This window comes from Anaerotignum propionicum DSM 1682 (genome assembly GCF_001561955.1).
Lineage (GTDB): Bacteria > Bacillota > Clostridia > Lachnospirales > Anaerotignaceae > Chakrabartyella > Chakrabartyella propionicum.
In genome coordinates, this window is record NZ_CP014223.1 from 282,961 (window position 1) to 297,831 (window position 14,871).

The window sequence follows — 14,871 nt, forward strand, 5'->3', positions numbered from 1 at the left end:
ACATAAAGAAGGACGTATTAATCTTTAAAATAGATTTTTCCGTCCTCAATGTTTGTAATGACAGCTAGGGAGTCAACGTAATAACCCAAATCCCTTAGCTTTTTACTCCCACCTTGAAATTCCTTTTCCACAATTGCTGCGATGCCGCATACCGTTCCGCCTGCTTGCTCAACAAGGTTTGCAAGACCTGCAGCTGCTTCGCCATGGGCAAGAAAATCATCAATGATAAGAACTTTGTCATCCTTACTCAAGTATTGCTTAGAAACCTTGGCAATGGAAACAGTGCCCTTTGTAAAAGATTTTACGGGTGCACCGTAGAAGTCCTCATTCATTGTGCTGGGTTGAGCTTTTTTTGCAAAAACAACAGGCACTAGATCGAAATAAATGGCTGCTATGGCGGCAATGCCAATACCGGAGGCTTCAATGGTGAGAATTTTGTTGATTCCCATGTTCCCGAAGCGGCGATAAATCTCTTTGCCTAATGCCATAAATAAGCCAATATCCAACTGGTGATTCAAAAAAGAATCCACCTTAACGATCTCCGTGCCTATTTCTGTTCCGTCGTTGATAATTCTGCGTTTTAACAATTCCATGATTAATGGCTCCCTCTTATTACTGAAAACTCGATGCTTAAAAAGGTATTTTAATTATACGGTGGGACTCTGACGATGTAAATAGGATAAAGCCGAATTGTATAATATTTTGTTGCGATGCATAGCCTTGGTAGGAAAATAAGCGAAAAAGAGACATGAAATGTATAAACCTTTGGAAAAAAGTTATGAAAGAAAAAATTTTTTTTTCATAAAGCAACTGAGCCGTGTGTATTTTTTTGTAGATATGTAAATTTTCTGTAAAGATATATTAATGTTTTCGAAAGAAATGAAAAGGAAATAGGTAGGGAAAAATAGAAAATTATGATAACTTGGGAAGAAATTTTAAAATTGGCAATCTAAAATTTATTTTTAAATTATAATTGCTATTTTAGGACAGAGGGAAAGAATAGAAAACAGAAGTAGGAACATAATGAGAGGCAAAAGCCATTTTCTTTGAAAGGGTGCCGAATTTTTCGGCACCCAAAGGTAGGCGGTACGGAAAATAAATCCCTTTCCTTAAAAAGCATTATTCTCTTTCCCCATTTGCTTTTTCCAGCTCACGAAGAGAGTTGTGCTCGCTGATACGACCAAGTATATCTTGACGCTCTTCAGTGGTTAGGGTATAAAAGCGCTTCATATCCGAGTCGTTATGGGCAATTTCCTTAGCCAGTTCGGGCTTAAGGGTTGAAATATCCTGAAAAATTTTCATGCTTTCACCTCCTAAGTTCATTATGTGAAAAAATACGAAAAAAGATGCAGTGAGAATTGATTTTTGACTCATAATACCTATAATAAAAATTAGGAGTACAACGTGTTAAATATTGGGGAAGGAGCAAGAAATATGGATTTTTTCGATAAATTAGGTGAAGCTGCCAGAAGCTTGACGGAAAAAGCCGGAGACAGCCTAGAGATTAATCGTTTGAATGGTGAAATTGCCATTGAGAAGGGAAACATTCAGTGCTATCAAAGAGAGCTGGGTGAGTATTATTGGGCAAAATTTGCCGTAGGCGAAAAGCTAGACGAGGAGGCAATGCTGATTTGTGATAAGGTTGTCACCAGTCAGGATCGGATACGTCAGTTTATGCTGGATATTGACAAAGTAAAGAGCGAAAGGGAAATTATTCAGGATGACCGGGCAAAAGCCAAAGTAGTACAGGATGAAAAGGCAGAACAATCTATAGAAGAAACAACTCAAGGTAAGACTGAAACTGTTTCAAATGAAAATCTTGAAAAAACCACGGAATGGCCTCAATTTTGTCCCAATTGCGGCGGTGGTGTAAAAGCAGGGCAACGGTTTTGTATGTTCTGTGGTGCCGAGATTAAAGGATGATTTCGTTGACTTGACTTTTTTCCTGTGATACCATCAGTATAGAAGGAAGAGTATAGACTCTTTATAAAAATATCAGCTTGACAGAAGGAAATGCCATTATTTATTAGGATGTATCGTATACTATAATAAATAAAACAATTCTTCGGAAATGGGAGATACCATACCGGCGGTAAAAGCCCGCGAGCTAAGGCAAAGGCCAAGGCATGATTCGTTGAAATGCGAAGCCGACAGTCAGTCTGGATGAGAGAAGAAGGTTACTGAACACTCACGGTGGTGGGGTGCCTTTTTCTGCGAAAAAATTGATGGGAAAAAGCATTCTACCCCAAATTGGGCAGGATGCTTTTTATTTTTAAAACGAAAATATTTATATTTATGGTACAGATGTCAATTTGATACTATTTAGGGTTGCATGTTTTGTATGCTGTTTTTTCAAGGGGGCGTTGGTATGGCACAGGAAAATAAACTGGGGACAGAAAAAATTGGGAAGCTTTTGGTTCAATTCTCCGTTCCCACAGCACTGACTTTAATTGTAAACAGCTTATATAATATTGTAGATCAAATTTTTATTGGGCATGCTGTGGGGATTGATGGTGTGGCGGCAACAAACGTTGCATTTCCCCTGTTTATTCTGACTGCGGCATTGGCCTTGATGATTGGTGATGGGTGTGCAGCAAATATCAGCCTTGCCTTGGGGCGTAAGGAAGAAGAAGCGGTAGAGCGGTTTTTTGCCAATGGTCTGCTCTTGCTTTTTTTGGCGGGGATTGGCGTTTCTATTGTTGGAATGGTATTTTTAAAACCGCTGCTGTTATTTTTTGGTGCTTCTACTTCAGTTCTGGATATTTCTGCGGAATATACGAAAATTTTATTATGGGGCATACCATTTTCTGTTTTGACCATGGCTCTTACGGCGGTGATTCGGGCGGATGGTAATCCCCGCTACATGATGCGCACCATGATGCTTGGGGCGGCAATTAATTTGATTTTAGACCCTATTTTCATTTTGGGATTTCAAATGGGAGTGAAAGGGGCGGCTTTGGCAACAATTATTGGTCAATTTGTTTCGGGAAGCCTTGCTTTAGCGTACATTCCCAGAATGGAGCATATTCGTTTTTGCAAAGATAAAATGGCCTTAGAAGGGAAATATGTGCTCGGCATTTTTAAACTGGGTTTCCCCAGCTTTTGCATGCAGACTGCCACGGCAGCAACCCAAATTGTGATGTATAATTTAATGCGTAAGTATGGGGCGCTCACTATCTATGGAAGTGAAATTGCACTATCTGCCTATGGAGTTATGACAAAGCTATATCAGATCGCCCATGCAATGTTTGTAGGACTTGCAGCGGGGACACAGCCCATTCATGGATTTAATTTTGGTGCAAAACAGTTTGACCGTGTTCGTCAAACCTATCGTATTGGTTTTTTTGCATCTCTTGTTATTTCTTTTGTTTGGTTTGGAATTTTTCGCTGGGGTGGTGCATTTATTGCGGAAATTTTTGTGCAGGATGAGCCATTGTTTTTGGAATTTACAGAGTATTGTTTTCGGGCTTATATGCTTGCTTTCTTCTTATACGGTCCACCCCAGGTTACTGCATCCTTCTTTCAGGCCATAGGCAAGCCCATGAAAGCCCTTTTGGTTGCGTTGGCCAGACAAGTGCTGTTTTTGATTCCCATGGCTCTGCTGCTGTCACAAAGAGGAGGGATGGATGGTGCACTGAATGCCGCACCTATCGCAGATACCTTGGCATTTTTATTGGCAATGGCGTTGGTTTCTTATGAGTTTTACAGTTGGAGGAAGATCAGCAATATAGCAGAAGCAAGAGATCATTATAACGGTGAAGCATAAAAGAAGATCATGTAAAGGGTTTTCTCTCTTTCTGTTCCTCAAAATGGGGCATATTGGACAAATTTCCTGTGTATTTATAAATAACAAACGGCATAGAAAGGCTGAGGAAAATGAAAAAAAGCTGGAAAAGCGGGTTATGTTATTTATTACTATTTGCCTTTTGTTTTATGGGCGGAAGAATCACTGCAGAAAGACAGGCAGTCAGGGTGGCCAATATGACGCCAAGTGGAAAACTTGCCATTGTAATTGATGATTTTGGATACAACGGAAATGGTACAGATAAAATGCTTGCGTTGTCCATTCCCTTCACAGCAGCGGTAATGCCTTTTTCTGAATACTCAGGGGAAAATGCGAAAAAAGCAGTTGCGGCAGGCAAGGAAGTGATTATACATATGCCCATGGAATCAATGATGGGGAAACGAGAATGGGTTGGGGATAAGGGTGTTTTTTTGAGCATGACCGACGATGAAATTAAGGCTGTGGTTGAGGAAGCTTATGCTATTTTACCGGAAGCAGTTGGTATGAATAACCATATGGGTTCAGCTATTACAGAGGACTCCAGAAGCTTGGGGGATGTTTTGGATGTTGTTAAGGAGAAAAATGGATTTTTCATTGATAGCGTAACCACTTGCAATAGTGTAGCAAAAGATTTGGCGGCGGAAAAAGGAGTACCGTTCTTTAAAAGAAGTGTTTTTTTAGATGGTACCAATGATGTGGAAACGGTAAAGAAAAACCTGCGTAAGGCGGCAGCTATTGCCTTAAAAGAAGGAAAAGCCTTGGCAATCGGCCATGTTGGGCCTGAGGGTGGGGATGTGACAGAACGTGCCATTGAAGAATTGATCCCCGAATTGGAAAAGGAGGGCATTACCTTTGTTACAGCAGGAGACTTGGTAGAGTAGCTTTTAGAAAAAATGCGTCAAGACACTCTTCGGATTTATTTTACCTGCACAGGGAGATTGAAAGCGTAAGTAAAAAACATGAAATTGCCAAATATGAAAGGTTTTTGCGAAGGGTTTTGACTTTTTCTTTTTGCCAAGGATATGGTATAATAGAAGAACAAAAGCATGGAAGGATATCTCTTTTCGGAGAAGGATATACATATTTTAGGAGGAGAAATGTCGCACTGGAATTCGAGGGGACTAAGGGGAAGCTCATTAGAAGAAAACATTAATTTTACCAACGAGAAGTATCGGCAAAGAGGGCTGGCACTTTTTCAAAAGGTGCCTACGCCCATTACGCCGGTGAAAATCAATCAAGAAAATAAGACCATTACTTTAGCTTATTTTGAAAAGCAAAGTACGGTTGATTATATTGGGGTTGCCCAGGGGGTGCCTGTTTGTTTTGATGCAAAGGAAACATCCCATAAGCATCTACCATTGCAGAATATACATCAGCATCAGATAGAATTCATGGCGGATTTTCGTGCCCAGCGGGGATTGGCTTTTCTTCTGGTGCATTTTACTGCGTTAGAGGCATACTTTTTACTGCCTTTTGAAATTTTGAAACAATTTTGGGAGGAAGCGGAGAAAGGTGGAAGAAAATCCATTCCTGTTGAGGCATTTGCGGAAAAATATCGCATCCAGAAAACAGGCAATGGTTTATTGCATTATTTGGAAGCAGTAAGTCTATACTTAGAGGAAACAGAGGAAAAGGAAAGAAAGGAAGGTGGCTTATGTTAAACAAAAGTGTGGTGGAAAATACACTGTCGGCGGCATTAGGTTCAGGTGCCGATTTTGCAGAAATATATATGGAGCAGACCAAACGAAATTCCATAAGTGTTGTAAATGGTAAAGTGGAGTCTGTGCAAAGCGGTCTGGATTATGGCGCCGGAATTCGGTTGTTCTTTCAAAACAAAGCGATTTACGGCTTTACCAACGATACTTCGGAAAAAAATTTAATCCGCATTGCAAGAGAAGCGGCAGCGGCGGCAAGGGGAGATCGGGTATATCCTTTGCAGGGCTGGAAGAGAATGGATTTGGCTTGCAGAAATCCCATAATGGTAATGCCTGATACCGTGGAAAAGAATAGGAAGGCAGAAAAGCTTTTTTTGGCGGCAGAAGCGGCAAAGAATTATAGCTCTTTGATTCATCAAACAAGGACAGGCTGTCTAGATATTGTGAAGGATGTTTTTATTGCCAATACTGACGGACTATGGGCAGAAGAACAGCGGGTGCGCAGTCGATTTACTGTGGAGGCCATTGCATCCTCAGCAACAGAGAAACAAAGCGGGCATTTGGGGCCTGGCGGTTCTGTAGGGTTTGAGCTTTATGATATGATTGAAGTTGAAGAAAAGGCAAGGGAGGCGGCGAGGATTGCCGTAACCATGCTTGGCGCAAAACCTTGCCCTGCAGGGAGAATGCCTGTAGTAATTGATAATGGTTTCGGCGGTGTTATTTTTCATGAGGCCTGTGGACATAGCTTGGAGGCCACGGCGGTGGCAAGAAATGCTTCTGTGTTTGCAGATAAAATGGGTCAGCAAATTGCTTCCTCTGTTGTGACTGCCATTGATGACGGCACCATTCCAAATGGATGGGGTTCTGCGGCAATGGATGACGAGGGGACGCCTACCCAGAGAAATGTATTGATTGAAAATGGAGTTTTGCATTCCTATTTGGTGGATAAATTAAATGGTAGGCGAATGGGTGCAAAATCTACAGGTTCTTCAAGGCGGGAAAGCTATCGTTATGCACCAACCAGCCGTATGACAAATACGTTTATTGATAATGGCAAAAGCACTACCGCTGAAATTATTGGCAATACGGAATTCGGACTGTATGCAAAGCAAATGGGCGGCGGCAGTGTCGACCCCGCCACCGGTGCTTTTAATTTTGCCGTTTTGGAGGGTTACCTGATTCGTGATGGTAAAATTGCCGAGCCTGTAAGGGGTGCCACCCTAATCGGCAAGGGCATGGAGGTTTTGATGAAGATTGACATGGTAGGGAATAATCTTGCCCGTGCCCAAGGGATGTGCGGCAGTATCAGCGGTTCTATCCCCACGGATGTAGGACAGCCTATGATTCGGGTAAAAGAAATGACCGTTGGCGGAAGGGGGTAAGGACTATGGATAGACAGGATTTGCAAAAACAAATGATTCAAGAAGCACTCAAATGCGGCTTTACCGATTGTGAAGTGTTTTATTTGGGCGGAGAAAGCTTTGAAGTTCTATTGATGGAAGGGGAGGTCTCTAACTATGAAAACAGTAGTGAAGCAGGGATTTCCTTTCGTGGAACCTATCACGGACGCACAGGCTACGCTTTTTCAGAACGCTTAGAGGAAGACTGTATTCCTTTTTTGATAGAATCAGCCAAAGAAAATGCTATGCTTATGAGTGAAGATGAGCATGAGGAATTATTTGCAGGAGAAATTTATCCTGAATTTAGCGGATACTACCCGGAATTGGAACGGGTTTGCGTGGAAAAACGGATTCAGCTTGCAAAACGTATGGAGGAAGCGGCGTTAAACGGTGCCGAGTCTATTGCCTCCCTTGATTATTGTGTTTTGGGTATTGGAAAAAGAGAAGTTTCTATTGTAAACAGCCTTGGGTTGGATATTTCCTTTACAAAAAATTTTGCCTCCAGCTACGTCAGTGCCATTGCTAGGGCGGGAGATGAAACAAAGAAAGGCTCTGCCTTTTGGAAGGGTACCGACTGGGCAGAGTTTAATCCTGAGGAGACAGGCAGAAAAGCAGCGAAGCGGGGTGCCGAGCTTTTAGGAGCCAGTTCTGTTAACAGCGGCACCTATAAAGTGGTTTTGGATGGAAAGGCAATGACCTCTCTTCTTTCCTCTTTTAGCGGTATTTTCTTTGGAGAAAATGTGCAAAAGGGCTTTTCCTTACTTAAGGATAGAGTGGGTGAGCAGATTGCATCTTCTTGTGTTACCCTGCGGGATGATGCATTGTTAGAGGGCGGCTATGCCTCTGTACCTTTTGACAGTGAAGGGGTTGCAGGAAAAAATAAGGCCGTCATAGAAAAGGGATATTTGAAAACTTTGCTATATAATCGCAAATCAGCAAAAAAAGATGATGTTGCCTCCACCGGTAACGGCTTTAAGACGGGGCTGACTGCTCCTGTGAAAACGGCGTGTACCAATTTCTATATCCAAAAGGGCGAAAAGACATTGGAGGAACTTTTTTTGCAAATGGAGAATGGTCTTTTTATTACCGATTTTATGGGACTTCATGCGGGAACCAATGGGGTTTCCGGGGATTTTTCCCTTTCAGCAGAAGGGTTTTTGGTGGAACTGGGAAAAATCGTAAGACCTGTGGAGCAGATTACCGTTGCAGGGAATTTTTATACCCTTATGAAAGATATTTTGGAAGTGGGAGAGGATTTGTATTTTGCTGCAGGTGGGAAGGGTTCACCTTCGGTTTTGATTCAAGGAATGTCGGTTGCAGGAAAGTAATAGTTTGATATTGATGCTATATTCAATTTTAAATGGATGTTTATAAAATCTCCGAGTTTGATATATTTTTATGGGGAGTTGTAAACATCCTTTTTAAGTTTTTTGAAGATTTAACCATTTTTTCAAACAAAATCCAACGTTATTTGGATCTAGAAAAATGTGACCAATATATGGTGGATAAAAGGTTTGATTACTGAGTTCTATGTTTAGTATAAGATAATCGTAGCAAGGAATGGTTGTTTAAGCACGAGGCATATGCTAAACTGGGAAAATAAGTAATCAATAAACATAGGAGGAACAGGGATGGAGGCAATGAACTCTTTTGTAACAATGGACTCTTTTTTTTCAGTGTATATGGTAATTTTTACCGTTGTGCGACTGGTGTTAGGGGTTACATTGGCGGTATTGGCAATAAAATGTATGTTGAAGTATTTGAATGATGGACAAAAATCATAAAGTGTATTTAAAAGGGCATCATCGTTTTATTTCGATGATGCCCTTATATTTTTTATGGAAATGTTTGGGGTCTTGCTTATTGCTCCAGCCTATCTGCAAATTCCTCCAACTGCTTTAAGAGCTGTTCCATATCTTTATTTGCGCCACCTTTGTTTTGATTGATAATACGGGTTAGACGTTGGTTTGCCAAGTCTAGGCGATCTGCCAAATACATTGCACGTTTTGCACCGGAGGATACACCTTTTTGCTGAGGATATTCTTTTAGTTTCACAGGGATTTTAACACCCTCTGCCAATAGAATTCCTGTTGCCAAGTCGTAGCAGGCGCCGCTATAGGGCCCAACGGACTGGAGTTGATAGTCTTCTTTTAAACAGCGGGCAAATTCGTCCGCAACAAGATCATCTCCATGAACAACAAATACTTTTTCAGGTTTGGGCTCAAAATGGTTAATCCAGTTGAGTAGACCTTTTTTGTCGGCATGACCGCTGACCCCAGCCAACTGTTCAATATGGGCATTCACGGTAATGGTTTCGCCGAACAGGCGTACCTCCGTTGCACCTTCCACGATGATTCTGCCAAGGGTTCCCATGGCTTGATAACCTACGAACAGAATGGTGCTTTCTTTTCGCCATAAGTTATGCTTTAAATGGTGACGAATGCGCCCAGCTTCACACATACCCGAAGCAGAAATGATTACCTTGGGGGCTTTATCAAAGTTAATTGCCTGAGAATCCTCAGGGGTTACTGCGGTAACCAGTCCGCTAAATTCCAGAGGATTGATGCCGCTTTTCACCAGCTCCATGGCCTTGGTATCATAACAGTCCATTCTATTCTCTGTGAAAATTTTTGTTGCTTCTATTGCTAAGGGGCTATCTACATAGACCTTAAAATTTTCGTGATTCTTAATCAGACTTCTTTCTTTGATTTCTCGAATAAAATACAGCATTTCTTGGGTTCGACCAACGGCAAAGGCGGGAATCACTAAGTTTCCACCACGGTCAAAGGTTTCTTGAATATGCCTTGCCAATTCCAAAACATAGTCAGGGGGAGGATTATGCAATCGGTCGCCATAGGTGCTTTCCATAATAACATAGTCAGCTTCTGCGGTATAGCGAGGGTCATGAATAATGGGCTGATTCAGATTACCGATATCACCTGAGAAAACAATTTTTTTGGTGATTTCCCCCTCGGTGAGCCAAATTTCAATACTGGAGGAACCCAAAAGGTGACCCACATCGGTAAAGCGAATTTTAATTCCTTCGGTTACAGGAATTTCTGTTTCATAATCGCTGGCATGAAAGAGGCTGGCAACGGCAGAGGCTTCCTCGGTGGTGTAGAGGGGTTCAAAGGGTGTAGTTCCTGCCCTTTTTGCTTTTCGGTTTCGCCATTGGGCTTCAAATTCCTGAATATGGGCGCTATCTAAAAGCATAATACGGCAAAGGTCTGTGGTTGCCTCTGTTGCATAAATCTCACCACGAAATCCATTTTTGTAGAGAAGGGGCAGAAGCCCCGAATGGTCAATATGAGCATGGGAAAGAAAAACGTAATCAATGGCAGAGGCGGGCACGGGAATTTCTTGATTTTCATAAGTATCTCGTCCTTGCTCCATACCGCAATCCAAAAGAATGCTTTTCCCGCAGGCTTCGATATAATGGCAACTGCCTGTTACCTCATGGGCGGCGCCTAAAAACATTAATTTCATGTGATTCCTCCTTAAGCGTACAATTTTTGCAGTGCTTTTTTTCCTTTTTAGTATATCCCCATTTATTCACAATGACAAGACGGTACTTTTTTGTCAAATTTATATTGAGGCTGTCGAAAACGCCTGCATTTTTGTATGGAAACAAATGGACAAGTGGTATATAATAAAGTGGACTAATTGGGTGGATAAAATGACAGTGCACAGAAAGAAGGGGGCTGATAGTATGGAAATAACAGAGCTATATGATATATTTCAAATCGTAAATGGCGAACATTACGACCCTCATAGAGTACTGGGGATGCACGTAATTGAACTTGACGGGGAATCTGCCGTTGGCGTAAGAGCCTTTTTACCTGATGCACAGAAAATTACCGTTATTGATATGAAAAATAAGAAAAAACAGTACCCAATGACAAAGATTCATGAGGATGGATTCTTTGAGGTGTTGCTTTGGGATCGCAAGGAATGGTTTCGCTATATGCTGGAGTATACCAATAACAGTGGTATTACTTGGCAAAGCTACGACCCCTATTCCTTTTTGCCCACCATTTCTGAATATGACAGGTACTTATTTGGAGCGGGAAATCATTATGAAATTTATGATAAAATGGGGGGGCGGCTGATCACCCACGGCGGGACAAGGGGTGCCGCCTTTACTGTTTGGGCGCCCAGTGCAAAAAGTGTAAGTGTCATCGGCAATTTTAATCAATGGGATAATCGTCGCCACCCTATGCGTCGTTTGGGGGTATCAGGGGTTTGGGAGCTTTTTATCCCGGGCTTGATGGAAAATGACCAATATAAGTTTCATGTGATTCAATGCGATGGAACTCCTGTGGATAAGGCTGACCCTTATGGAAGATACGCCCAGGTTCGCCCCGAAACAGCATCTGTACTTTATAACCCTAAAAAATATAAATGGCATGACAAACGATGGTTGACTGCCAGAAGCAAGAAAAATCTTTATGCCATTCCCATGAATGTTTATGAAGTACATTTGGGCTCATGGATGAGAGTGCCGGAAGAAGGTGACCGTTTTCTTAGCTATACAGAGCTTGCAGATAAATTAATCAGCTATGTGAAAGAGATGGGTTATACACATATTGAGCTTTTGCCTGTGCAGGAGCATCCCTTTGATGGCAGCTGGGGATATCAGGTTACAGGATATTTTGCACCCACCAGCCGATTCGGTACCCCTGATGAATTTAAATCTTTTGTAGATGCTTGCCATAACAACGGAATAGGGGTGCTTTTAGACTGGGTACCTGCCCATTTCCCCAAGGATTCCTTCGGACTGGGTCGTTTTGATGGAACAGCTTTGTATGAACATGCAGACCCCCGTCGGGGAGAGCACAGGCAGTGGGGAACATATATGTTCAACTACGGAAGAAAAGAGGTTAGCAACTTTTTAATCAGCAATGCCTTGTTTTGGCTGACGGAATATCATATTGACGGGTTAAGGGTGGATGCCGTGGCTTCTATGCTTTACTTGGACTTTGGCAAGGAACCGGGGGAATGGACACCCAATCAATATGGTGGAACTGAAAATTTGGAAGCCATTGAGTTTATTAAGCACATGAATTCCATCATTAAGGAGAAAGAGCCCAGCGCACTTATGATTGCAGAGGAGTCTACTTCATGGCCCGGCGTTACCAAAGACCCCAGAGAGGGTGGCTTGGGCTTTACCTTAAAGTGGAATATGGGCTGGATGAATGATTTTCTGTTTTATATAAAAAATGACCCCCTATTTCGTAAAAATCACCATAATCGACTGACCTTTGGCATGGCTTACCATTATTCGGAAAATTTTATGCTGGTGCTCTCCCATGATGAGGTTGTGCATGAGAAAAGCTCCATGGTTGGGAAAATGCCAGGGGATGATTGGCAGAGGTTTGCTAATCTTCGTCTTGCCTATGGGTTTATGTACGGGCACCCCGGGAAAAAGCTGCTATTTATGGGCGGGGAATTCGGTCAATATCATGAATGGTGTGAAGCAAAAAGCCTGGATTGGCATTTATTGCAATATGCAGACCATCAGCATATGCAGGCCTATGTTCGAGAGCTGAATCTGTTTTATTTAGAGAATGAGGTTTTTTGGAAAGAGGATTTTGACCCCCATGGGTTTAAGTGGATAGATTGCGATGATAAAGATGCTTCTGTTGTATCTTTCATACGTCGCAGTGAAGAAAAAGAGGTATATTGTGTTTGCAATTTTACACCCAACCTGCATACCCAGTTCCGTTTGGGTGTGCCCAATCAAGGCAAGGTTCAAGAAATTTTCAACAGTGACAAGCTTGCGTTTGGCGGCAGCGGCGTAGTGAATGATGGGGAAATTCTTTCTGAGGATGTTCCATGGAATCATTACAGCCAAAGTGTCTCAATTCAGGTACCTCCCTTGGGAATGGTAGTTTTAGCACCTTTGGAGGCAGAAAAGGAAAAAACAGCAAATAAAGTAAAAAAATAGCTTCGGATATCAATATATAGTAGGTTTTCCTAAAACCGTTGCGGAAGATATAGAGGGCTTGTATATTTTCTTAGAAAAATAAAGGTCTTTATATTGACGGGTGTTGCTTTTTTGTGTATAATTCTAAAATGTATGGTAGAAAGGCGAATCTGGCGCCCTTTTATCATAGGCAACAACCGAATCTCGCATCTGGAGGGAGGGAAATTCATGTCGGAGGTAAAAGTTAAAGAAAATGAATCCTTAGACAGCGCACTGCGTCGTTTTAAGAGAACGTGTGCCAGAGATGGCATCATGGGCGAAGTTCGCAAAAGAGAGCATTATGACAAGCCCAGCGTTAAGCGCAAAAAGAAATCCGAAGCCGCAAGAAAACGTAAATTTAAATAATTCTATACGGCGAAGAGGGATGATGATATGTCATTAAAAGAGCAACTTTTTGCAGATTTAAAAACTGCGATGAAAGAAAAGGATTCTGTGCGAAAGGATACAGTTCAGCTGATCCGTTCGGGCATCCTTCAGATCGAAAAGGACAATAAAGTCGAGTTGGATGATGACGGCGTGATTGAAGTAATCACTAAGCAGCTGAAAAGTAGAAGAGATTCCCTTCCCGAATTCGAGAAGAGCGGAAGAACAGATCTACTTGAAAAACTCAATCAAGAGATTGACATTTTGTTGGGTTACCTTCCAGAGCAATTGAGCGAAACCGAAATCCAGACGATCGTTGAAGAAGCCATAAAAGAAACCGGTGCCTCCTCCATTAAAGAAATGGGTAAGGTTATGTCGGTGATTACACCGAAGATAATTGGGCGGGCCGATAACAAAATCGTTGGCAGTTTTGTAAAGAAAATGCTCCAGGGCAATCAATAATCAAGGCATAATTTGAAAGACCTGTCGGGTTTATACCGACAGGTCTTTTTCATTTGTCAAAAATATTTCAAAAATTATAAGTTTTTTGTACCAAAAATAATACGTTTTTACTTGACTTTGAACATATGCGTGTTATAATTGCTTTAATTAATTAATGCATAACCGCATATGTGTATTAAAGCAAGCGGTTTATTTCTGGGGGAGTGGTATAATGAAAAAGAATAAAATGCGTTTGGTTGCTGCAACTGCAATGGCCGCAATGGTAATCTCTATGACAGGCTGTGGTGGTGGAAATAAAGCTGAAAAGCCTGCGGAAGAAAGTGCAGAAGGAAAGACCTATAAAGTGGGAATTATGCAGTTGGTTGAGCATCCGGCATTAGATGCAGCTACCCAAGGCTTTCAGGATAAGCTGAAAGAGCTGTTGGGGGACTCTGTGACCTTTGATGTGCAAAATGCACAGGGTGAAAGCACGAACTGTACCACCATTGCAACAAAATTTGTTTCTGACGATGTTGATTTGATTATGGCAAATGCAACAGGCGCAGTTCAGGCGGCAGCAGCGGCTACATCAGAGATTCCTATTGTGGGTACCTCTGTCACAGACTTTAAAACAGCAGGTGTTGTTGATTCTAATGATGCACCGGGCAGAAATGTTACAGGTGTTTCTGATTTAACACCGATTGACGAACAAATCAAATTATTGCAGAAGGTTTGCCCCGATGCAAAGAAGGTTGCAATCGTATATTGCAGTGCGGAGCCAAACTCTATTTTCCAATCGGAATTGGCACAAAAGGCATTGACTGAAGCGGGTATTGCATTTAAAGAATATACAGCTGCTGATTCCAATGAAATTCAGGCTGTTATCACAAATGCAGTCAGCGAATGTGATACTGTATTTATTCCTACAGATAATACAATGGCCAGCAATATGGAAATTGTTAAAAACGTAACTGTACCTGCGGGAATTCCTGTTTTTGCAGGAGAAGAAGGTATGTGCAAATCCGGCGGTTTGGCAACATTAAGTATCAGCTTTTATGAATTAGGACAAAAGGCCGGTGAAATGGCATATGATATTTTGGTAAACGGTGCAAAACCAGCAACAATGCCCATTGGTTTTGTTTCCGATAACATTGTACCAAAATATAATGCAGAAATTGCTAAAGCTTTGAACATCACAATGCCTGAAGGCTTCGAGGCAATTCAGTAAATAGCATATATTTA

14 protein-coding genes and 1 riboswitch are annotated in these 14,871 nt (G+C 41.8%); of the genes, 11 read left to right on the forward strand and 3 right to left on the reverse strand.

The genetic code is table 11. The features are described from left to right. Positions 1 to 17: 17 nt before the first annotated feature. Positions 18 to 593 (reverse strand): xanthine phosphoribosyltransferase, encoded by a 576-nt coding sequence (locus CPRO_RS01280; protein WP_066046940.1) that lies wholly within the window; start codon positions 591 to 593, stop codon positions 18 to 20. 526 nt (positions 594 to 1,119) lie between these two features. Next, the gene (locus tag CPRO_RS01285; RefSeq protein ID WP_066046942.1) at positions 1,120 to 1,302 is read right to left on the reverse strand and encodes a hypothetical protein; all 183 of its coding nucleotides are present in this window, start codon (positions 1,300 to 1,302) and stop codon (positions 1,120 to 1,122) included. Positions 1,303 to 1,434: 132 nt separating this feature from the next. Between CPRO_RS01285 and CPRO_RS01290 the strand changes: the two genes are divergently transcribed. The 7 genes from CPRO_RS01290 to CPRO_RS15140 all read left to right on the forward strand — a co-directional run bounded on the left by CPRO_RS01290 (position 1,435) and on the right by CPRO_RS15140 (position 8,623). Next, positions 1,435 to 1,923, forward strand: coding sequence for a zinc ribbon domain-containing protein (locus CPRO_RS01290; protein ID WP_143148952.1), 489 nt, complete (start codon positions 1,435 to 1,437; stop codon positions 1,921 to 1,923). A 134-nt stretch (positions 1,924 to 2,057) separates the two neighbouring features. Continuing rightward, positions 2,058 to 2,179: riboswitch (FMN riboswitch) on the forward strand. 189 nt (positions 2,180 to 2,368) lie between these two features. Beyond that, positions 2,369 to 3,766, forward strand: coding sequence for an MATE family efflux transporter (locus tag CPRO_RS01295; protein ID WP_066046946.1), 1,398 nt, complete (start codon positions 2,369 to 2,371; stop codon positions 3,764 to 3,766). Positions 3,767 to 3,876: 110 nt separating this feature from the next. Then, positions 3,877 to 4,665, forward strand: coding sequence for a divergent polysaccharide deacetylase family protein (locus tag CPRO_RS01300; RefSeq protein ID WP_066046948.1), 789 nt, complete (start codon positions 3,877 to 3,879; stop codon positions 4,663 to 4,665). A 216-nt stretch (positions 4,666 to 4,881) separates the two neighbouring features. Then, positions 4,882 to 5,445, forward strand: coding sequence for a Holliday junction resolvase RecU (locus tag CPRO_RS01305; protein ID WP_066046950.1), 564 nt, complete (start codon positions 4,882 to 4,884; stop codon positions 5,443 to 5,445). Further along, the gene (locus CPRO_RS01310; protein ID WP_066046952.1) at positions 5,439 to 6,821 is read left to right on the forward strand and encodes a TldD/PmbA family protein; all 1,383 of its coding nucleotides are present in this window, start codon (positions 5,439 to 5,441) and stop codon (positions 6,819 to 6,821) included. Before CPRO_RS01305 ends, CPRO_RS01310 begins: the two co-directional genes overlap by 7 nt. A 5-nt stretch (positions 6,822 to 6,826) precedes the next feature. Continuing rightward, positions 6,827 to 8,167: a TldD/PmbA family protein gene (locus tag CPRO_RS01315; protein WP_066046954.1), complete on the forward strand. Its 1,341-nt coding sequence runs from the start codon at positions 6,827 to 6,829 to the stop codon at positions 8,165 to 8,167. A gap of 303 nt (positions 8,168 to 8,470) precedes the next feature. After that, complete coding sequence (locus tag CPRO_RS15140) at positions 8,471 to 8,623, forward strand: hypothetical protein (RefSeq protein WP_157881613.1); 153 nt, start codon at positions 8,471 to 8,473, stop codon at positions 8,621 to 8,623. Between the two features lie 76 nt (positions 8,624 to 8,699). On the opposite strand, the gene CPRO_RS01320 is transcribed toward CPRO_RS15140, so the two are convergent. Continuing rightward, on the reverse strand, positions 8,700 to 10,325 hold the full coding sequence (locus CPRO_RS01320) for an MBL fold metallo-hydrolase RNA specificity domain-containing protein (RefSeq protein ID WP_066046955.1): 1,626 nt from the start codon (positions 10,323 to 10,325) through the stop codon (positions 8,700 to 8,702). 223 nt (positions 10,326 to 10,548) lie between these two features. On the opposite strand from CPRO_RS01320, the gene glgB reads away from it, so the two are divergent. The 4 genes from glgB (at position 10,549) to CPRO_RS01340 (ending at position 14,857) form a co-directional block, all read left to right on the forward strand. After that, positions 10,549 to 12,786 (forward strand): 1,4-alpha-glucan branching protein GlgB, encoded by a 2,238-nt coding sequence (glgB, locus tag CPRO_RS01325; protein ID WP_066046957.1) that lies wholly within the window; start codon positions 10,549 to 10,551, stop codon positions 12,784 to 12,786. A gap of 207 nt (positions 12,787 to 12,993) precedes the next feature. Further along, positions 12,994 to 13,170, forward strand: a complete 177-nt coding sequence (rpsU, locus tag CPRO_RS01330) for a 30S ribosomal protein S21 (protein WP_022255363.1) — start codon at positions 12,994 to 12,996, stop codon at positions 13,168 to 13,170. A gap of 27 nt (positions 13,171 to 13,197) precedes the next feature. After that, positions 13,198 to 13,650 carry a GatB/YqeY domain-containing protein gene (locus tag CPRO_RS01335; protein ID WP_066046959.1) on the forward strand — a complete coding sequence of 151 codons (453 nt, stop codon included), beginning with the start codon at positions 13,198 to 13,200 and terminating at the stop codon, positions 13,648 to 13,650. A 211-nt stretch (positions 13,651 to 13,861) separates the two neighbouring features. Then, a complete protein-coding gene (locus CPRO_RS01340) occupies positions 13,862 to 14,857 on the forward strand; it encodes an ABC transporter substrate-binding protein (RefSeq protein ID WP_066046961.1) in 996 nt (331 codons plus the stop codon). Positions 14,858 to 14,871: the final 14 nt, after the last annotated feature.